Source organism: Peribacillus sp. RS7, assembly GCF_041956845.1.
GTDB lineage: Bacteria > Bacillota > Bacilli > Bacillales > DSM-1321 > Peribacillus.
The window spans coordinates 199,700-218,620 of the sequence record NZ_CP168135.1; the positions used below are offsets into that span (position 1 = coordinate 199,700).

19 protein-coding genes and 1 other annotated feature are annotated in these 18,921 nt (G+C 41.4%); of the genes, 1 reads left to right on the top strand and 18 read right to left on the bottom strand.

The genetic code is table 11. The annotated features are described in order from the left end of the window. The first annotated feature begins 72 nt into the window (after positions 1–72). Positions 73–1,017 (top strand): 4-hydroxy-3-methylbut-2-enyl diphosphate reductase, encoded by a 945-nt coding sequence (locus ACDZ29_RS01120; protein WP_289325779.1) that lies wholly within the window; start codon positions 73–75, stop codon positions 1,015–1,017. Positions 1,018–1,064: 47 nt separating this feature from the next. Here ACDZ29_RS01120 and ACDZ29_RS01125 read toward each other — a convergent pair whose 3' ends face one another. From ACDZ29_RS01125 to ACDZ29_RS01210, 18 genes are all read right to left on the bottom strand, one after another. After that, positions 1,065–2,183: a Nif3-like dinuclear metal center hexameric protein gene (locus ACDZ29_RS01125; protein ID WP_375089550.1), complete on the bottom strand. Its 1,119-nt coding sequence runs from the start codon at positions 2,181–2,183 to the stop codon at positions 1,065–1,067. Beyond that, positions 2,180–2,887, bottom strand: coding sequence for a tRNA (adenine(22)-N(1))-methyltransferase TrmK (locus ACDZ29_RS01130; protein ID WP_375089552.1), 708 nt, complete (start codon positions 2,885–2,887; stop codon positions 2,180–2,182). Before ACDZ29_RS01130 ends, ACDZ29_RS01125 begins: the two co-directional genes overlap by 4 nt. Positions 2,888–3,103: 216 nt before the next feature. Then, positions 3,104–3,472, bottom strand: a complete 369-nt coding sequence (gene cccA, locus ACDZ29_RS01135; RefSeq protein WP_289325782.1) for a cytochrome c550 — start codon at positions 3,470–3,472, stop codon at positions 3,104–3,106. Between the two features lie 235 nt (positions 3,473–3,707). Next, a complete protein-coding gene (locus ACDZ29_RS01140) occupies positions 3,708–4,238 on the bottom strand; it encodes a hypothetical protein (RefSeq protein ID WP_370015828.1) in 531 nt (176 codons plus the stop codon). Between the two features lie 207 nt (positions 4,239–4,445). Beyond that, positions 4,446–5,579 (bottom strand): RNA polymerase sigma factor RpoD, encoded by a 1,134-nt coding sequence (gene rpoD, locus ACDZ29_RS01145; protein WP_289315640.1) that lies wholly within the window; start codon positions 5,577–5,579, stop codon positions 4,446–4,448. Positions 5,580–5,614: 35 nt separating this feature from the next. Beyond that, positions 5,615–7,420, bottom strand: a complete 1,806-nt coding sequence (gene dnaG / locus ACDZ29_RS01150) for a DNA primase (RefSeq protein ID WP_289327352.1) — start codon at positions 7,418–7,420, stop codon at positions 5,615–5,617. 51 nt (positions 7,421–7,471) lie between these two features. Continuing rightward, positions 7,472–7,927 (bottom strand): YaiI/YqxD family protein, encoded by a 456-nt coding sequence (locus ACDZ29_RS01155; protein ID WP_289318331.1) that lies wholly within the window; start codon positions 7,925–7,927, stop codon positions 7,472–7,474. Between the two features lie 499 nt (positions 7,928–8,426). Next, positions 8,427–9,278: a pyruvate, water dikinase regulatory protein gene (locus ACDZ29_RS01160; protein ID WP_289325784.1), complete on the bottom strand. Its 852-nt coding sequence runs from the start codon at positions 9,276–9,278 to the stop codon at positions 8,427–8,429. Continuing rightward, positions 9,265–9,903, bottom strand: a complete 639-nt coding sequence (locus tag ACDZ29_RS01165; protein ID WP_286182260.1) for a helix-turn-helix transcriptional regulator — start codon at positions 9,901–9,903, stop codon at positions 9,265–9,267. The genes ACDZ29_RS01160 and ACDZ29_RS01165 overlap by 14 nt, the downstream gene beginning before the upstream one ends. 162 nt (positions 9,904–10,065) lie before the next feature. Next, the gene (glyS, locus tag ACDZ29_RS01170) at positions 10,066–12,135 is read right to left on the bottom strand and encodes a glycine--tRNA ligase subunit beta (protein ID WP_375089553.1); all 2,070 of its coding nucleotides are present in this window, start codon (positions 12,133–12,135) and stop codon (positions 10,066–10,068) included. Then, positions 12,122–13,018 carry a glycine--tRNA ligase subunit alpha gene (gene glyQ / locus ACDZ29_RS01175; protein ID WP_061140675.1) on the bottom strand — a complete coding sequence of 299 codons (897 nt, stop codon included), beginning with the start codon at positions 13,016–13,018 and terminating at the stop codon, positions 12,122–12,124. Before glyQ ends, glyS begins: the two co-directional genes overlap by 14 nt. A 100-nt stretch (positions 13,019–13,118) precedes the next feature. Further along, positions 13,119–13,295, bottom strand: a binding site (T-box leader). Positions 13,296–13,353: 58 nt separating this feature from the next. Next, positions 13,354–14,106 carry a DNA repair protein RecO gene (gene recO / locus ACDZ29_RS01180; protein ID WP_289315637.1) on the bottom strand — a complete coding sequence of 251 codons (753 nt, stop codon included), beginning with the start codon at positions 14,104–14,106 and terminating at the stop codon, positions 13,354–13,356. Positions 14,107–14,139: 33 nt separating this feature from the next. Further along, on the bottom strand, positions 14,140–14,283 hold the full coding sequence (locus ACDZ29_RS01185; RefSeq protein ID WP_101222596.1) for a YqzL family protein: 144 nt from the start codon (positions 14,281–14,283) through the stop codon (positions 14,140–14,142). A gap of 99 nt (positions 14,284–14,382) precedes the next feature. Then, positions 14,383–15,312 carry a GTPase Era gene (gene era, locus ACDZ29_RS01190; RefSeq protein WP_289325786.1) on the bottom strand — a complete coding sequence of 310 codons (930 nt, stop codon included), beginning with the start codon at positions 15,310–15,312 and terminating at the stop codon, positions 14,383–14,385. Next, positions 15,296–15,703, bottom strand: coding sequence for a cytidine deaminase (gene cdd / locus ACDZ29_RS01195; RefSeq protein ID WP_289325787.1), 408 nt, complete (start codon positions 15,701–15,703; stop codon positions 15,296–15,298). Before cdd ends, era begins: the two co-directional genes overlap by 17 nt. 38 nt (positions 15,704–15,741) lie before the next feature. Then, positions 15,742–16,119 carry a diacylglycerol kinase family protein gene (locus ACDZ29_RS01200; protein WP_089361538.1) on the bottom strand — a complete coding sequence of 126 codons (378 nt, stop codon included), beginning with the start codon at positions 16,117–16,119 and terminating at the stop codon, positions 15,742–15,744. After that, complete coding sequence (gene ybeY / locus ACDZ29_RS01205) at positions 16,097–16,573, bottom strand: rRNA maturation RNase YbeY (protein WP_289325788.1); 477 nt, start codon at positions 16,571–16,573, stop codon at positions 16,097–16,099. Before ybeY ends, ACDZ29_RS01200 begins: the two co-directional genes overlap by 23 nt. Then, complete coding sequence (locus tag ACDZ29_RS01210) at positions 16,570–18,744, bottom strand: HD family phosphohydrolase (protein WP_375089555.1); 2,175 nt, start codon at positions 18,742–18,744, stop codon at positions 16,570–16,572. The genes ybeY and ACDZ29_RS01210 overlap by 4 nt, the downstream gene beginning before the upstream one ends. Positions 18,745–18,921: the final 177 nt, after the last annotated feature.

Sequence of the window (18,921 nt, forward strand, 5' to 3'; positions counted from 1 at the left end):
TATCATCTATGGTCTTATATAATAGAAAGGTATAAAAAGTGAGAGTTTCTTGCCTTGAAGGAGGACACATAGATGAAAGTGATTAAAATTTCCCCGCGCGGCTATTGTTATGGCGTTGTCGATGCCATGGTCATCGCCCGAAATGCGGCTTTAGATAAAACCTTGCCACGCCCCATTTACATTTTAGGAATGATCGTGCATAACAAACATGTGACTGATGCGTTTGAAGAGGAAGGCATCATCACGTTGGACGGCAGCAACCGTAACGATATCATTGAACAGGTGGACAGCGGAACTGTCATCTTCACTGCTCACGGCGTTTCCCCTGAGATTAGGAAGATCGCTGAGAAAAAAGGGCTTGTTACGCTTGATGCAACGTGTCCCGATGTTACCGCAACTCATGACTTAATTCGGGAAAAAGAAGCGGAAGGTTATCAAATTATTTATATTGGCAAGAAAGGCCATCCGGAACCTGAGGGCGCAGTCGGAGTTGCACCCGATGTCGTACACCTGGTTCAGAAGGATGAAGATGTTGAAGCCTTGACATTGAATAGTGATAAGATCATTGTGACCAATCAAACAACGATGAGCCAATGGGATGTTTTGGATATCATGGATAAGGTTAAGGAAAAATTCCCACATGCCGAAGTCCATAAGGAAATTTGTTTAGCGACACAGGTACGCCAAGAAGCGGTTGCCCAGCAAGCAGGCGAAGCTGATGTTTTAATCGTCGTCGGAGATCCCAAGAGTAATAATTCAAACCGCCTTGCACAAGTATCCGAAGAAATTGCCAGCACGAGAGCTTATCGCATCGCTGACATTTCCGAGCTGAACCTTGAATGGCTAAAGGATGCAGAAACGGTTGCAGTCACTTCTGGGGCTTCTACACCAACTCCGATAACGAAGGAAGTTATCGCTTTTCTAGAGCAATATGAAGCAAATGATGAATTGACTTGGAATACCGAAAAGAAAACGCCATTGCATAAAATTTTACCTAAGATTAAAGTGAAAAAATGATACACACAAGAAAAGGCAGCCACTATGGCTGCCTTTTTTCGTTTTATTTAAATGAAGCGGAAGGGGTCGGTATTCAGCTGGGATGGAATGAATTCCACATCGTAATTCTTTTCGCGACACATTTCTTCAAGGATTCGTGCCACGCCTTTTTTCATCACCTTTTCAACATTGTGGCCTGGGTCCACAATATTCAAGCCAATCATCATCGCGTCATGGGCTGTATGGTAATACATATCACCTGTAACATATACATCAGCACCCTTGAATTTTGCCGTCGTAAAGTATTTATTCCCGTCTCCGCCCAACACGGCCACTTTTTTTATCGGGCTTTGCAAATCTCCAACGACACGTACCTTTTCCACATCAAGTGTCCGCTTCACATGTTCAGCAAACTGTTGAAGTGTCATTTCTTCAGCAAGTACACCAATCTTTCCTAAGCCAAGTGACTCCCCTTTATTCTCCAGTTTATATATATCGTGAGCAACTTCCTCATATGGATGGGCTTTTATCATCGCAGCAAGCACTTTCTTCTCGATATTTTCCGGGAATATCATCTCAACCCGCATTTCAGCTACCGCTTCAAGCTTTCCTTTGGAGCCGATTACCGGTTCACTGCCTTCACCTGGCAGGAAGCGTCCTGTACCTTTTCCAGAAAACGAACACTGGCTGTAATCCCCAATTGCTCCGGCACCTGCCTTACCTAAGGCTTCCCTCACCTTTTGTTCATCTGCCTCCGGAACATATACGACCAATTTTTTTAGGACCGTCTCGTAAGTAGGAACCAATACTTCTGTGTCCTGCAATTGGAGCGCTTCGGCAAGTAAATCATTTACTCCACCCTTAGCTACATCCAGATTGGTATGTGCAGCATAAACAGCGATATCATGTTTGATCAGTTTTTCGATGATCCGGCCTCCAGTAGCCATTGTATCGATTCTTTTCAATGGTCGGTATATAAGCGGGTGATGAGCGATGATTAATTCCACGCCATGTTCTATCGCTTCGTCCACAACCTCTTCCAATACATCAAGGGCAATCATCACTTTAGTAACCGGCTTATTCAGCTGCCCGACATGCAAACCGATAGGATCTCCCTCCATTGCATATTGCTTCGGGGAGAATTGTTCAAACATTTCAATGATTTTGTGACCATTTACTGTCTTCAACCTTTAAGGACCTCCTCAATTACGGAAATTTGGGATTTTAATTCATTGCGTTTCGTTTCCAATCCGCTTCGTCCGCTTTCATCCAATTGTTCGATGATTCTTTCCAAATGTTTTTTCTCAAGCTGCCATTTTTTTATGAAAATGTCACTGAATTGCTTTCTTAAGTAAGGACCGAAAATCAGGCTGGTTTGCATGTTTACACGATAAGGGCGAAGCGGGTCCCCTTTTTCAGCAATTAAGATTTCGTAGATTTTCCCATCTTCCTCAAGGATTTCCTCTCCACTAAGTTCCCAGCCGTTATCGATTAGCCAGCTGCGGACATTCGCTGCACCGACATTAGGCTGAAGGATAAGCCTTTCCGCCTTGCCGAGTTTTCCTTTTCCGCTTTCCAATATACTTGATATTAAAGTGCCTCCCATGCCTGCTATCGTAATGCATGTCGCTTCATCGGGATTCAATACTTCAAGCCCGTCTCCTTTACGTACCTCTATCTTGTCCCCGAGCCCCGTTATGGCCACTTGCTTGCGGGCTGACTGATAGGGCCCTTCTACAACTTCACCGGCTATAGCACTGTCACACAGGCCGTTAGTCACCGCATAGCACGGCAAGTAAGCATGGTCGGACCCTATATCTGCAAGGATACTTCCTTTTGGTATATGTATGGCAACACGTTCTAATCTCATCGATAGTTTCTCATGGTTCATATTTATCAACTCTCTTAATTCAAATAATGTCTTGCATATAATTAGTTTCCCATTCGATTATACCAAGTTCAATCGAAAAATTACAGGAAGGAGAAACATGGGTCTTTCTATCACTGGGCAAAGGGAACCTTCCATCCGGAATCTTCCTTTTTGGAATAAAAGAAAACTGACTCAAAAAGTTCGCCTTCCAACGATTTCTTGAGTCAGTTTCGTGAATTATTTCAGTCCATGAATATATTCGGCCATGGCGTCAATGTTCTGTTCTTCGACTAAGCCTGGTGGCATGGCACCCCGTCCATTAGTGATCACGTCTTTAACCTCATCGACCGACAGTCGATCGCTAACTCCTTTTAGAGCAGGTCCGACACCGCCTTGATAGGCGTTACCATGACAAGAGATACAGTTTTGCTTATAAATGTCCTCAGGTGATGCAGAGGCACTTTCTGTTTCTTCTGTCTTTTCGCCGCCCTCTTTTTCCTTAGCAAGATCTTTGGCATCACCCAAACCTTTAAACGAAAGTAAAAACATAAGTCCAATACCAAAAACCATGATAATAATAAAAGGCATTACTGCATTGCGATTCATAGTATTTCCTCCCCTATGTAGAACCTAAACTTACCATATTTAATATTATATACAAACAGCTATATATTATTTTACTTGAAAAGAGTTTCAAGTAAAAGCCCAAAAATAGAAGATATTATATAATTTCTTAAAATTGTCAAAAACTTATGTATATTTCCAAACAATTTTACTTTTTCTTACATATGTTTCATAATACCCTAAATTCATTATTTAAAACCGTTAGCTCGTCATTGAATTATATTAATAAAAAGTAAAAAGTGACCATTGCTCCCAAGCTTCCCGCCAGGGAGAAATGGAGCAGCTTCAGTTTTTTGCCCATTAAAATCCAGAGTCCGCAATTAATGAACAAGAAAACATAAAGGATGTCCACTTTGCCGGGTGCCATGAATTCCGCCAAACTGACTGTTAATAAAAGCAAGGATAGTGCCATTCCCATCGATGCCATTTGAAAAATGATTTTCCTGCCTATAAAGCGGCGGACCGCCAGTCCAAAGACAATGATTGAAATTGTTGTCATAAGCATTTGCATTCTTATGGGTATTTCAGTAAAATAATTCAAAAATACAATAAATGCAAAAAGAGCCCCAATCAACAGCCCGGAAAGAATGTCCTTTATATCGCTCCCGGTGTTATTAGAATTTGATGGCGGCAGTTCACCTTGACGGTATAATGCAAGCAGGTAATTACAATATTGCTCCGGAAGCATACGACTTTCCTTCCAGGAGTTTATTTCTTTAATGATGATTTTCTTTCTCATCTCATCCATGAATTTCACATCCTTGCGGGCATTTCTTTTTTAACGGATCTTGACCTAAGTTGTGGATACTCAGTTATCGTGTTAAACAGATCTCCATTATATAGATAACTGGATAAATTTTGTTTTTACATGGATAATTTTACATCGGATTGCAAAAAAAAAGCCACTCCCGAACGCTGGGCATTCAAAGAGGGCTCTGTTAAGGGCTTATATATTTTATTCCAAGAAATCTTTCAAGCGTTTGCTGCGGCTTGGATGCCTCAGTTTACGTAACGCCTTCGCTTCGATTTGACGGATACGCTCGCGGGTGACTCCAAACACTTTACCTACCTCTTCAAGTGTCCGAGTGCGGCCATCATCAAGTCCAAAGCGGAGTCTCAAGACGTTCTCTTCACGATCAGTAAGAGTATCCAATACGTCTTCAAGCTGTTCTTTCAATAGTTCATATGCTGCATGTTCCGATGGCGAAGTCGCATCCTGATCTTCAATGAAATCACCTAAATGGGAATCGTCTTCTTCACCTATTGGCGTTTCCAGGGAAACAGGCTCCTGAGCTATTTTCAAGATTTCACGAACTTTTTCAGGAGTTAAGTCCATATCCTCCGCAATTTCTTCCGGAGAAGGTTCACGTCCTAAATCCTGAAGTAGCTGTCTTTGGACACGGATCAATTTATTGATGGTTTCCACCATATGCACCGGTATCCGGATCGTTCTTGCTTGGTCGGCAATGGCACGGGTTATGGCTTGGCGAATCCACCATGTTGCATAGGTACTGAATTTGAATCCCTTGCGGTAATCGAATTTTTCCACCGCTTTGATAAGTCCCATATTACCTTCCTGAATCAAATCAAGGAAAAGCATTCCTCGTCCGACATAGCGCTTGGCAATACTGACAACAAGACGAAGGTTAGCTTCAGCCAAACGGCGTTTCGCTTCTTCATCCCCATCTTCAATTCGAGTAGCCAGAGAAATTTCCTCTTCTGCCGATAAAAGGTCTACCCGTCCAATTTCCTTTAAATACATACGGACCGGGTCATTAATTTTAACGCCGGGAGGAACACTTAAATCATTTAAGTCAAACTCTTCTTCTTTTGCAAGTTTCTTCTCATCAGGATCATCTTCATCATCGTCTTCCTCACCATCCGTGAGTATTTCGACACTGTTTTCTGTTAACACCTCATAGAACTCATCCATTTGATCGGAATCTAACTCAAAACCGCCAATCATTTCTGCGATTTTTTCTAAAGTCAAAGAGCCTCGTTTTTTACCTAGCTCTATTAATTTTTCTTTCACCTGTTCAAGGCTAAATTCATTATCAACTTGTTTGGAACGTGCTGGTTTTTCAGCCATTAGTTCCCCTCCTTCCAGGACTTACACCTAAACGACTACAACATTTTACGCAATTTAATTATTTCCATGGCTATTTGTGCAGCAGTGACATAATCACTTCGTCTCACTGCATCTTTTTCTTCAACTTGTTTTTCTTTTATCTTTAACAACTTTTCATATTTCAACACTTGATTTATACAATCGGTCAGTTCTTTATCGGTAACTTCCTCATTCACTGACATCATTTCTATTTCCGAAACGATCCTTCTCAAGTTTGGATCCGGTAAATAAGTAAGGAAAAAGCTTGTATCCGGTTCGTGTCCATCTTCATAGAACGCATATAAATAGGTGATGATTGCCTGATGTTCGTCTACATGAAAGGCCGTTTGCCCAAGCAGCTGCTGAATTTTAAAAGTCATATCCCTGCTTTTTAGCATATGGGCAATCAACTTCGTTTCAGCATTATGATGAGCAGGCTTTAACTTATGCTCATATTGCAGGGCCATTTTCTTTTGGGCAGCGGGCTGCGGCAGTGTCCCCTTCTTGCGTTCCGTAAAGAACACCTGTCGCTGCTGCTGTTCCAGCGCATCCAATGATAGGGAAAATTCAGAGGATAACTGCCGGAGATAATGATCCCTCTCCACTGCATTGGGCAATCGCGAAATTTCTTTAAGGACTTCTTCGATATATTGAATTCGATCTCCTTCATTATTTACATTTTTCCCTCGACGCAAATAATGCATTTTGAATGCCATGTAGGTTAAACTGGCCCCTATTACTTCAGAAACAAAGCTTTTTTCACCGAATTCCTTTATGTAGTCATCGGGGTCCATCTTATCAGGCATGAGAGCGACTTTCACGGAAAACTCATGGTCCTGAAGCATATTAACTGCACGATTGGCTGCATTCAATCCCGCAGAGTCCGAATCGTAGCAAATAAGTATCTGATCAGTATTTCTTTTTAAAAGCTGGATATGCTGGTCCGTCAGGGCAGTCCCCATTGTAGCGACCGAATTCTCCACACCTGCTCGAACAGCTGAAATGCAATCGGCAAAGCCTTCAAAAATGACTACTTGTTCTTTCTTTCGTATGTGAGGTCTTGCATGATGGAAATTATATAAAGTTTTACTTTTATTAAAGATTGGCGTTTCAGGACTATTCAAATATTTGGGCTCATCGTCCCCCATCGCTCTCCCTGAAAACGCAATCGTATTTCCTTGATGATCCATAATTGGAAACATGACTCTATTTCTGAAACGGTCAAAATATGACTCGTCTTTTTCCCTGTAGATAATAAGCCCTGCCTGCTCCATGTATTCCGCTGGAAAACCACGTTTTAAAAGAAACTTGGACACGAAGTCCCATGAATCCAAAGAGTAGCCAATTTGGAACTTCTCTATCGTCTCTTCAGTAAACCCGCGTTTAAGTAAATATTCGAGGGCATCCTGCCCCTCCTTCGTATTAACGAGGAGATGATGATAAAACTTCCGCAGCAGATCATGGGCTTCAACCATTTGCTGCGATCCTGCGGGCATGTTAGAACGCTTGGAATCCTTATTCAATTCAACATCCAAAGGAACATTTCCTTTTTCAGCTAAAACTTTTGCAGATTCCACAAAGTTGTAGCCTTCTATATCCATCAAGAAGGTAAAAATATTCCCGCCTGCCCCACAACCAAAACAGTGGAAGATTTGTTTTTCCGTTGAAACGGAAAACGAGGGAGAGTTCTCACCATGAAAAGGGCAAAGGCCAAAATAATTGCGTCCTTGCTTCTTCAGCTGGACATACTCCCCAATTAAATCAACAATGTCAACAGCTTCGCGAATTTGGTTAATTTTCTCATCTTCTATACGGCCATTTATCATTTTTCCACCTTGCAATATTGGTGATAGTTTCTAATTCGATACTGTTTCCTAATCCCCTGCAAAGTTCGACAAAGTTTTCAAAAGTTTATTTGTAAAACATGTACGATCTTCCTTTGTGAATGCTTTCGGCCCTTTGGTATGTTTACCCTGCCTGCGGAGTTTCGCCGACTGATAACGCATATCCAAGAGCATGAAAATATTCTCGTCTGTGTATTCTTTTCCCCTTGGGGAAAGAACATAAACGCTTTTAGGAAGCAGGGTCCCAGCCAAACCAATGTCCGCAGTAACGACAATATCACCCTTTTTTACTGAGTTTACTATATAAAGATCTGCCGCTTCTTTGTCTGCATCGACATAAACCCATTTACCTTCAGGGTTATTCATCATATTTTTATATGATGCAACAAAACAGACTTCGACATCGTGCAAACCTGCACAATGAAGGATCTCGTCTTTCACCGGGCATGCATCGGCATCGACGTGTATGGTAGGTTTATTATTCATACCTTCTAATTCTACATCTTTCTGCATAATCCTTTTTCTCCCCTAAACTTTATGAAGATATAGTGATTTTTCAGCATTGGCTCACAAGTGTTCCCTTTAATAGTGCCAACATTATACCTGCTTATTTAAGTGAAAGCGCCTCTTTTGCCTTGAATAGGGCAAGCCCAATTTGAATTATACGGAAGATGTCGAATTATTTTTATGATAAAAACCTTGACATCTCATTAACCTTTAGTTTATTCCTTATTAATTAAGTCTAAACCTTAAGATTACTTTTTTCTCACAATTTTTTATTATAGTCTATTTGTTTAGAAGATGCCAACATTTAAATTCCGATTATGTTTTCATGCAAATCAACGGTTAGCATTTGGAAACCAAGAGGAATTATATGTAATTATTTTCAACTTATTCTTTATATTCCCTTTTTTGACCTTTGCATTAAAATGTGAGCCGACACTTAAAGTGTCTAGCTCACATTTTGTTTGCCTTAATATAAGGGTCAACGATCTTTGTTTTGAAGTATATTGATAATCAAATTGGCTGTTTCTTCAACAGCTTTATTGGTCACATCAATAATTGGACAGTTCAATCTTGATATGATTTTATCAAAGTATGTCAATTCTTCTTTTATACGCTCAACATTTGCGTAAATCGCATGATCATTGAGCCCGAGTGACTTTAATCGTTCTTTGCGAATATGATTCAGCTTTTCCGGACTGATCTTTAGACCAATGCATTTTTCAGGAGGTACCAGGAACAGCTCTTCTGGAGGTTCCACCTCAGGCACTAGAGGTACATTCGCCACCTTATAGCGTTTATGGGCTAAATACTGTGATAATGGTGTTTTTGAAGTGCGTGAGACACCCACAAGGACGATATCAGCACGTAAAATGCCTCGAGGGTCACGTCCATCATCATATTTTACCGCAAATTCAATGGCTTCGACACGCTTGAAATAATCATCATCCAGTTTTCTTACCAGACCAGGCTCATTAAGCGGGCCTTTTGGTGCCCTTTCCTGAAGTATGTCCATGAGCGGCCCTAAAATGTCATAAGCAGACAGGTTTTCTTTTTCGACCTGTGCTTTCATATACGCTCTAATAGCTGGCTTCACAAGGGTGTAAGCAATGATCGCCCCATCCAATTTAGCCAGTGAAATCACTTCATCCACGTTTTGTTCATCTTCAATATACGGGATTCGCTTAATGGAAAAAGCTGATCCCGAGAACTGGCTTGCAGCTGCTTTTGTAACCAATTCCGCTGTTTCCCCTACTGAATCCGATACAACATATATAATAGAACCGTTCATTTTCTCCGTCATTCCTTTTGCAAGCCCCCTAATAGCCTTCATCAGCCAAAGCTACGAATGCTTTCGTTATATTGGTTTTTGTAATTCTTCCAATTACTTCATAGCCTTTTTCTGTGTCTTTGACGACCGGTAATGAGTCGATTTGTTTATCTATCAATTTTTTGGCAACATCAATCAAAAGGTCTTCTTTTGAACACATTGTAATATTGGGCATCCTGGTCATGATGATATTGACTGGAATGGAGTTAAGCTCTTGTTTCCCAATACTTGCACGCAACAAGTCTTTCCTTGATAAGACACCGACAAGCAATGCATGCTTATCGACGACGAACATGGTCCCGACATCTTCTAAAAACATCATGACGATTGCATCATATACGGAAATGCCCTCGTCAACAACGACAGGGATCGATTGGTAGTCTCGTACATAAAGATGGTTAAGGCTGTCGGTCAAAAGCTGTGTTCCTGACCTACCTGTATAGAAATACCCCACCCGCGGCCTGGCATCCAGAAAACCTGCCATCGTTAATATGGCTAGATCTGGACGAAGGGTCGCCCTGGTAAGGTTCAATCTATCGGCAATATGTTCTCCAGTAATCGGTCCGTTCTCTTTTACAATTTGTAAAATATGTTCCTGACGCTTATTCAGTTGGATTATAATCACCACCCCACTGCTTTCGCAGAGTAAAGTAACAAAAGTTATTCATTTAATAATTATATACTAAATTATTTAATAAGGGCATGTTTGTCCTATTTATTGACCATTTATCTTTTTAAGAAATCGGAAACCCTTATTTAAAGTGTTTCCGATTTCCATACACCCTTTCAATTATGAAAGGATAATTTTATTCATGGCAGCAAAGCCTGCAACCAAATCACTGATTTCCTTCATAAGGGATAAACGGTTATTACGGATTGCTTCATCATCTGCCATGACCATTGTATTCTCGAAATATGACTCTATTTCCGTTTGGAGCGAAACAAGCAGTTCAAAGCGCTCATTCTCGTCTTTAGATTCAGTATAACGCATGGCAACTTTTTGGAATTTTTCGTATAGCGTTGTTTCTTGATCATTTTCAAAGGCACTAGGGTCGACCGTCACTTTATTGTCACATTTTACTGCAATGTTCATGACGCGACTCAAAGCTTCCAGGCTTTCTTTAAAGCCTTCTTCGTCTTTTTTAGCATCCAAGACATGTGCCCGTTCCACGATGGAATGGATATAACCGATCTCATTGAACAGAACTGCGTCAATCAAATCGTAACGGATTTGCTGTTCTTGCAACAGGTGTTTGACACGGGCTTTAAAGAATGTGAACATATCCGCTTTAACTTCCTCAAGTTCACGTTTTAAGATGCCTTTTGATTCAAGTCCTTTAAGGCCCAAAACAATAAGCTCCTCTAAAGAGATATTCCATTTCTTCTCAGCTAGAATTTGAACGACACCGCTCGCCTGCCTTCTTAAAGCGTATGGATCCTGGGAACCTGTCGGAATAACGCCAATAGCGAAGAATGAAGCAAGAGTATCAATTTTTTCAGCTAAACTCACAACCGCTCCAATGACTGAAGGCGGCACATTGTCATCTGCATGCCTTGGCATATAGTGTTCATTGATAGCCGCGGCCACTTCCTTGGCTTCTCCTTTTAGGAGCGCATATTTTTCACCCATATACCCTTGCAATTCAGGGAATTCATAAACCATATGACTCACCAAATCGAACTTGGCAATTTCTGCTGTACGAAGCGCCATTTCTTTTTCTGCCTTTAAATTCAAAGCATCAGCAAGGGCACCGGTCACTGCAGTTACCCGGGCAGCTTTCTCGGCCAATGTACCAATTTCTTCATGATAAACGATGCTGTCCAACTTTTTCAAAGCTTCCGAAATCCCTTTTTTCTGATCTTCCTTATAGAAGAATGCTGCATCCGATAGGCGGGCTCGCAAGACTTTTTCATTTCCTTTAGAAACCTTATCCAAATGGCGATCGTCCCCGTTACGTACGGTTACAAAGAAAGCAAGCAGCTTCCCGTCCTGATCTTTAACAGGGAAATAACGTTGGTGTTCCTTCATTGATGTGATTAATACCTCTGCTGGAAGCTCAAGGAATTCTTCCTCAAATTGTCCAAATAACACCGTTGGATACTCTACCAAATTATTCACTTCTTCAAGCAGTTCTTCATCGACTGGGATGATCCAGCCCTTTTCTTGCTCAAGCCCTTTAATCTGATCTAAAATAACTTGTCGGCGTTTATCTGGATCAGCCATTACAAATTGTTCTTTTAACGTTTCTTCGTACTGATCCGGCTGCTCGATGATTGAGCTATCGCCCAAGAAACGGTGTCCCTTTGTTTCACGGCCCGTTTCCACATCAGCGATGCTAAATGGCACTACGTCATTCCCGAATAAGGCAATCAGCCATTTAATCGGACGGACGAAGCGGAGCTCTTGATTGGCCCAGCGCATATTTTTCGGGAACGTCATACCACTGATGATTTCCTGCAGCTCGGATAAAAGCTGAACAGTCTGCTGTCCTTTTATGAATTTATTCACATGGGCATATTCCACACCCTTGAGTTCTTTAAAATAAATATCCTCTGAAGTCATGCCTTGGCCCCTGACGAATCCCAATGCGGCTTTAGACCAGTTACCTTCGCTGTCCACAGCGATTTTCTTAGCCGGTCCTTTTGCTTCTTCTTCGATATCCTTTTGTGATTCTTCCACGTCTTTCACCAATATAGCCAAACGTCTTGGTGTGGAAAAGGCTTCAACCGTTCCGAAATCAATCGCTTTTTCCGTTAGCCATTGCTGCACTTTATCAGACAACTGTTTCATGGATGCTGTCACAAAACGGGCTGGCAGCTCTTCCAATCCAATTTCCAATAACAAATCACGCTTGCTCATTTGTATTCTCCCCTTTCACTTTAAGAATCGGGAAGCCTAATTTTTCCCGCTCTTCATAGAAGGTTTTGGCAACCTTACGCGCTAGGTTACGGCACCGGGCAATATATCCAGTTCTTTCCGTCACCGAGATGGCACCTTTCGCATCCAAAAGGTTGAATGTATGTGAACATTTCAAAACATAATCATATGCAGGATGTACAAGCCCTTCTTCCATTTGGCGATGCGCTTCCTTTTCATACATTGTGAAAAGTTGAAACAGCATATCAAGGTCGGAGGTTTCAAATGTATATTTTGAATGTTCGTATTCCGGCTGTCCAAATATATCCCGAACTGTGAATCCTTCTGTCCATTCTAGGTCAAATACGTTTTCCTTATCTTGAATGTAAGAGGCGAGACGTTCGATCCCGTATGTAATTTCCACGGAAACCGGTTTACATTCAAGGCCACCCACTTGTTGGAAATATGTAAATTGCGTAATTTCCATTCCATCTAGCCAAACTTCCCAACCAAGACCAGCACACCCTAGTGATGGGTTTTCCCAATTGTCCTCCACAAAGCGAATATCATGCTCAAGCGGATTAATCCCCAATGCACGCAGGGAATCCAAATATAACTCTTGGATATTGTCAGGCGAGGGTTTCATGATCACTTGGAACTGATGATGCTGATACAGTCGATTAGGATTCTCACCATAACGACCGTCAGCCGGACGGCGGGATGGCTCCACGTAAGCAACGCTCCATGGCTCAGGTCCAATGGCTCTCAGGAACGTGTATGGGCTCATCGTTCCTGCCCCTTTCTCGACATCATAAGCATTCATTAATATACAGCCTTGTTCAGACCAATGCTTTTGTAACGTTAAAATCATATTTTGAATATTCATCGTACACCTCCAGGTTATTTAAAACGGCTCTTTGAAAATTAAAGGTTCGGAACCCATTCACATTTCGGCAAACAAAAAACTCCCGTCCCTATGCGAAATGCATAGGGACGAGAGTATACCCGCGGTTCCACCCTAATTGCCGTTTATAAAACGGCCTCTTTTCAAAGCAACATGCTCCGGAAACGCCCTTCCCTGTAAATCCATATCCCGGCTTCCACCGTCCCGGGTTCGCTTTTTATGGAGAATGACAGATACTCTTTTCCATCAACGCAATCTTCTTAATTTGATGATTAGAATTTTATACAAACTAGCATGGAATGTCAATAGGTCAGATCCTAAAACATATCTTTCATCGTATCAATCTGTTTCAGGAACTTTTTTGATTTCAAATGCAGACCAGAATATTCCTCATAATAAGCATCGATGATTTTCTGTAGTTCTTTTTTCGTTTCAGGCTTGACGGAAATGTTTCCGAGCCTTGATAAATCGAAATAATAAAAGATCCGCAGCAATTTGACGGCTGCAGGTGAAATTTTATAATGATAAGGGTCTTTCCCTAGACAGCGGTGACAGATAAAGCCCGCTTCCCGAAGCGAAAAGGAGAATTCCCCTTCCGTTTCACCACATACGGCACACTGATTCAGCACTGGGTTAATCCCATTGACGGGCAGCATCTTCATTTCAAAAATGAATTTCAAAACCTCTGCGTCATATTCCTCGTTTATGTAATGCAAGGTTTGCGAAAGCAATTCATACAAATATGGATTCGGTTTCTTATCCTCGACGCTTTTATCAAGCAATTCAACAATATACGAGGCATAAGCAGTGGCAAAAAGATCCTCCCTAATGAAACGGAGTGAATCGACCATTTCGCCTTGCTGAAGACTTCCGAGTCCGGTTGATGTGGTTATAAGAAAATACCCGGAGCAAAAAAGCTGTGTGACGGCAGAAAGCCTGCTGTTAGGTTTACTGGCTCCCCTCGCCATAACGCCAATTTTTCCTAGCTCACGGGTATATATAGTAATGATTTTGTTATTTTCTCCATATGCAGTTCGCCTTATGACAATGCCCTCACATTTTTGGAGCATACCAAGACACCACCCATGCTCGCCAAGACTAACCTATGAAACAGGAAAATCAATTTCTGCTAGCTCATCATTCAATACCAAGTGTCTTTCCTGTCTCTCGACTTCTATCTCCTTAAACAGCAAATAGGTGTCCACATTACCTGTTTCACTAAATAATTCCCAGGTAAAATCCAACATATAAAGCCCACCTTTCATTTTTAACTAGCAATATGAATATCCGACCATATGATTAGCTTGACCGTTTTCCAAACTTTCATGACGCGTAAATTTTGTTAATTAATACTCGCTCTCATTGAAACCATAATCACGAAGCTGGCTGGCTTTGTTACGCCAATCCTTCTGTACCTTTACCCACAGTTCCAAGAAAACTTTCGAGCCCAATAAGTTTTCGATGTCCACTCTGGCACGGCTGCCGACTTCTTTAAGCATTTTCCCTTGCTTTCCGATGACGATGCCTTTTTGTGAATCACGTTCGACAACGATCGTCGCCATGACATTAATTGTATCGCTGTTATCCATTTTTTTAATTGAATCGATGACAACAGCCACTGAATGCGGAATTTCTTCACGTGTCAGGTGCAGCACCTTCTCGCGGACCAATTCGGAAATGATAAAACGTTCCGGGTGATCGGTCACTTGATCGGCTGGATAAAACTGGGGACCTTCAGGCAAGTGTTCCTTGATTTGTGCAAGCAATGTCTCGACGTTATTTCCTTCAAGCGCAGAAATCGGAACGACTGCCGCAAAAGGGTAAAGCTGTTGGTATTTCTCAATGATCGGAAGTAAATCATCTGGATGCATCGCATCGATTTTGTTTACAACCAGGAAAACAGGCGTTTTTACGGATTGAAGTTTTTCGATGATAAACTCATCACCGCGTCCGTACCCTTCAGTCGCATTGATCATGAAGAGAATCAAATCGACTTCTTTCAATGTATTCGTTGCCACTTTCATCATGAAGTCACCAAGCTTATGCTTTGGTTTATGAATGCCGGGTGTATCAATGAAAATCATTTGTGAATCGTTTTGTGTTAGTACACCCTGAACCTTATTTCTTGTAGTTTGCGGTTTATCACTCATAATGGCGATCTTTTGACCGATGACACGATTAAGAAACGTACTTTTTCCAACATTAGGTCGTCCAATAATCGAAATGAAACCAGATTTGTAACCTTTTACTTGTGTATCATCAAATAATTTTTCCATTTAAATCCTCCGGTGAAAAAGCTCCTGGAAGCAATTCCTTTACTGTTAGTTCTTTTATATCCCCATTTAAGTTGGTCAAAACAACCGGCATATCCTGTTCGCACAGTTCTGAAATAACCTGCCTGCACGCCCCGCATGGAGAAACGGGACCATCGGTATCTGCCACGACTGCAAGTTTAGTGAATTTTTTATCGTCATGGGCATAAGCGCTGAATAAAGCGGTCCTTTCGGCGCAATTACACATGCTGTATGCAGCATTTTCTATATTACAACCATGATAGACCTTCCCATCAGCGGTTAAAAGGGCTGCCCCCACTTTAAATTTGGAATAAGGCACATATGCTTTTTCCCTTGCTTTTTTAGCTTCCACAATCAATTCATTCGTATTCAATTCACATCTTCCTTTCAAATTGAGTACCATTCGGCAACCTACAGGCCAAACTTAGGCAAAAAGATAATCAATCCAACTATTATAGAAAATATAGCATATATGAATACAGCTCCGGCTGCAATATCTTTTGCCTGCTTGGCAAGGGGATGGATTTGATCCGTCACCAAGTCAACTACCCTTTCAATCGCTGAATTAACGAGCTCTAACGTAATCGTACCGGCAATGGCTGCCAAAATGAAAAGCCATTCCATCCCATTCAACGAGAAGTACCAGCCAAAGAATACGACGATTGCCGTTAACGCGAAATGAATCTTAATATTGCGTTCCGTTCGAACAGCCTCCAAAATTCCCTGACAGGCAAAAGAGAAACTTTTTAATAGAGGATACCTTTTTTTACCCTTCTCTTGAAAGTCCATATTCTTCCAAGATCTCCTTTTGTTTAGTGAACATCACTTTTTCATCATCTTCATTCATGTGGTCGAATCCCAATAAATGAAGAAAACCATGCAGCGCTAAAAATCCAAGTTCACGGTCAAAAGAATGACCATATTCTTCAGCCTGCTCTTTCGTGCGTTCAATTGAAATGATGATATCGCCTAACATGCGTGGCATTTCCGCCCCGACAATTTCCACTTCATCTTCTCCCATTTCTTCAAGTGCAAAAGAAATGACATCGGTAGCTGAATCTTTGTGACGATATTCTTTATTGATTTCCCGAATTCTCTCATTGTCTACAAATGTAACAGACAGCTCGGTATCTTTTTCAATGTTTTCATTTTTTGCAGCAAATTGCAAAATGCTTTCAACAAGTCGCTGGGCTTCTTCAGTTACTTCGTTCGTTTCATCCATTAAATCGATAGCTAAAATCATTCTTTCACCTTCTGTCCTAATTTATCCGTCTCCGGATATTCAATCCTGGAGTGGAAGATACCATTCAGCGATTCACATAAGGAATGCTTAACGATACTCAATTCTCTCATAGTAATGTCACATTCATCAAATTGACCATCTTGAATCCTATCCTGAATGATGAAACTTACCAGTTCTTCAATTTTCTCTGGCGTTGGGTGCTGCATCGATCTCACTGCAGCTTCCACACTATCGGCAATGCCTATGACAGCTACTTCCTTCATTATCGCCCTTGGCCCGGGGTATCGGTAAGCTGCTTCCAGTGTGGCTTCATCCTGTTTTTTTGCCTTATGGTAGAAAAATTTCAATAAAGTGGTCCCGTGATGCTGCTCTGCAATATCCACAATCTCTTTCGGGAATTTTTGACTGCGCAGCATCTCCCCGCCATCTACAGCATGGGCAATGATGATATCCCTGCTCGTTTCCGGCTGGAGCCGATCATGCGGATTCTCCTCATTCATCTGGTTTTCGATGAAGAAATGCGGCCGCTTCGTTTTACCGATATCATGATAATAACTGCCGACCCTTGCCAGCAATCCATTCGACCCGATGGCTTCACATGCAGATTCCGCCAAATTGGCGACCATTACACTGTGATGATAAGTCCCAGGAGCCTCAATCAAGATCTTCCGCAGTAACGGATGATTGGGATTCGCAAGCTCGATAAGCTTAATAGATGATAAAATCCCGAAACCAGCCTCGAAAAACGGCAACAGCCCCATTGTCAAAACGGCTGAACCCACTCCGGAACCTATGGCAGCAGCAGCATAATATAAATACTCCATTCTAGTATAATGGCCGTCCATAATAAAAATGAGAGAAAAAACAAATGCGATATTGATTAAGGACAATAGCAGCCCTGCTACCAACACCTTTGATTTGAAATTGGGTCTTGATAAGATGATGATTGCCGTCAATCCCCCGAAAATGATATAAAGCCCCATCGAGAAATCCAGATTTCCAGGTGTATCACCATTAAATATAATCGTACCATACGAACCTAACAATATGATCATGGCTACCGCTAACTTATCATTCAATAATATCTTGATGAGCATCGCCGCCATGGCACCCGGGAAAATGTATTCCAAATTCGAATTTTTAAGGTCTGCCAGAATGCTGACCGTTTTCATGGTAGCCATTGAAAGGATAAAGACAAGACTGAAGATCAATAACTGATTGTACTTGTTGTCCTTTTTTGAAATGGAAAAGTGGAAAAAGTAATAAAAAGCGGCAATGGTCAGAAATATGAATAGCAGCAGGCCGATATACGGGTAGATGGTAGACTCGGTATTTAAAAAGCCTGCCAATTCCAGCTGCCTATATACATCCCTGTCCACTAACTGATTTTCTTCAACGATGATCTGTCCTTGGAGGATCCTGATCGGCTCCACGCTCTCGACCGCTTTCCTTCGCTGTTCCTCGGTTTTGTCCTTATCGAAAAACACATTCTGAATGATTGCCGTACGGGCAAGGGAATTGGAGGCTTTTTTCATATCGCTATTGATGCTCATATAGCCCAATTCCTCTACAACCTTTTTCTTGGCATTTTCAACGTCACTGGCAGCGATCCGGGAGCTCATCACATTATTCACGGCAGTAATGGTTGAATCCTTCGCAATTTTCAACTCATCTTCATCCGCCTGCACTAAAGCAAGAAAAACGGATTCCTCAATATCTTTATTGACTTCATCGGTCAATTTTTCTTTTAATATGGAAACTTTTTGAGCATCCGTCTTTACGGTCCCTTTTTTATCTTCTTTTCCCTCATCTTCTTTATGATCTTCATCGGGGTCCGTTTCTTTATTCACCTCAATCGCTGAATCGAAAATGGATGAAATCAAGTCGACTTTATTTTTGGCATATTCTTTTTTTAAAGAATAAACATCGGCCACCTGTTTTGAAATCTCTTCTTTTTCCTGTTCCGTCTTATAGGTATCTTCCACGGTCTTGGTTGAACGGATTGTTTGTTCCGCAGGCTTAAAAAGCTCTACCTGGACCCTTTCCGGCTTTACGTTGGAGAACATTAACCCATAAGCTATCAAACCAAGTATGATAAACAATAGCACTTGAAAAAAACGATGGACCAACAGCCCTTTTATTTGAGTGAAAAATTTCTGGATACGATTCAAGGAAGGTCCTCCTAAAAAAAATGATGTTTATTATTCTAGATATGTAAAATCATAACAGTTTTCATATAAATTTTCACCTCGTATTAATAAATGTAAAGCTTCTTTCGATCCATATCCACTTTTTCACCAAAATGATAGGTCATTTCGACACATCACGAAAAATCCGCCGATTGAAAA

Coding starts and splice junctions, on each gene's coding strand:
- era (WP_289325786.1), bottom strand. CDS start 15,312: ATGGAAAAATTATTTGATGATACACAAGTAAAAGGTTACAAATCTGGT.
- ACDZ29_RS01140 (WP_370015828.1), bottom strand. CDS start 4,238: ATGGATGAGATGAGAAAGAAAATCATCATTAAAGAAATAAACTCCTGG.
- rpoD (WP_289315640.1), bottom strand. CDS start 5,579: ATGGCTGAAAAACCAGCACGTTCCAAACAAGTTGATAATGAATTTAGC.
- ACDZ29_RS01120 (WP_289325779.1), top strand. CDS start 73: ATGAAAGTGATTAAAATTTCCCCGCGCGGCTATTGTTATGGCGTTGTC.
- glyS (WP_375089553.1), bottom strand. CDS start 12,135: ATGAGCAAGCGTGATTTGTTATTGGAAATTGGATTGGAAGAGCTGCCA.
- glyQ (WP_061140675.1), bottom strand. CDS start 13,018: ATGAATATTCAAAATATGATTTTAACGTTACAAAAGCATTGGTCTGAA.
- ybeY (WP_289325788.1), bottom strand. CDS start 16,573: ATGATTTTAGCTATCGATTTAATGGATGAAACGAACGAAGTAACTGAA.
- ACDZ29_RS01160 (WP_289325784.1), bottom strand. CDS start 9,278: ATGAAGGCTATTAGGGGGCTTGCAAAAGGAATGACGGAGAAAATGAAC.
- ACDZ29_RS01185 (WP_101222596.1), bottom strand. CDS start 14,283: ATGTTGGATTTTACCTGGGAATTATTTAGTGAAACAGGTAATGTGGAC.
- recO (WP_289315637.1), bottom strand. CDS start 14,106: ATGCTCCAAAAATGTGAGGGCATTGTCATAAGGCGAACTGCATATGGA.
- ACDZ29_RS01130 (WP_375089552.1), bottom strand. CDS start 2,887: ATGAACCATGAGAAACTATCGATGAGATTAGAACGTGTTGCCATACAT.
- cccA (WP_289325782.1), bottom strand. CDS start 3,472: ATGAATCGCAATGCAGTAATGCCTTTTATTATTATCATGGTTTTTGGT.
- ACDZ29_RS01155 (WP_289318331.1), bottom strand. CDS start 7,927: ATGAATAATAAACCTACCATACACGTCGATGCCGATGCATGCCCGGTG.
- ACDZ29_RS01200 (WP_089361538.1), bottom strand. CDS start 16,119: ATGGACTTTCAAGAGAAGGGTAAAAAAAGGTATCCTCTATTAAAAAGT.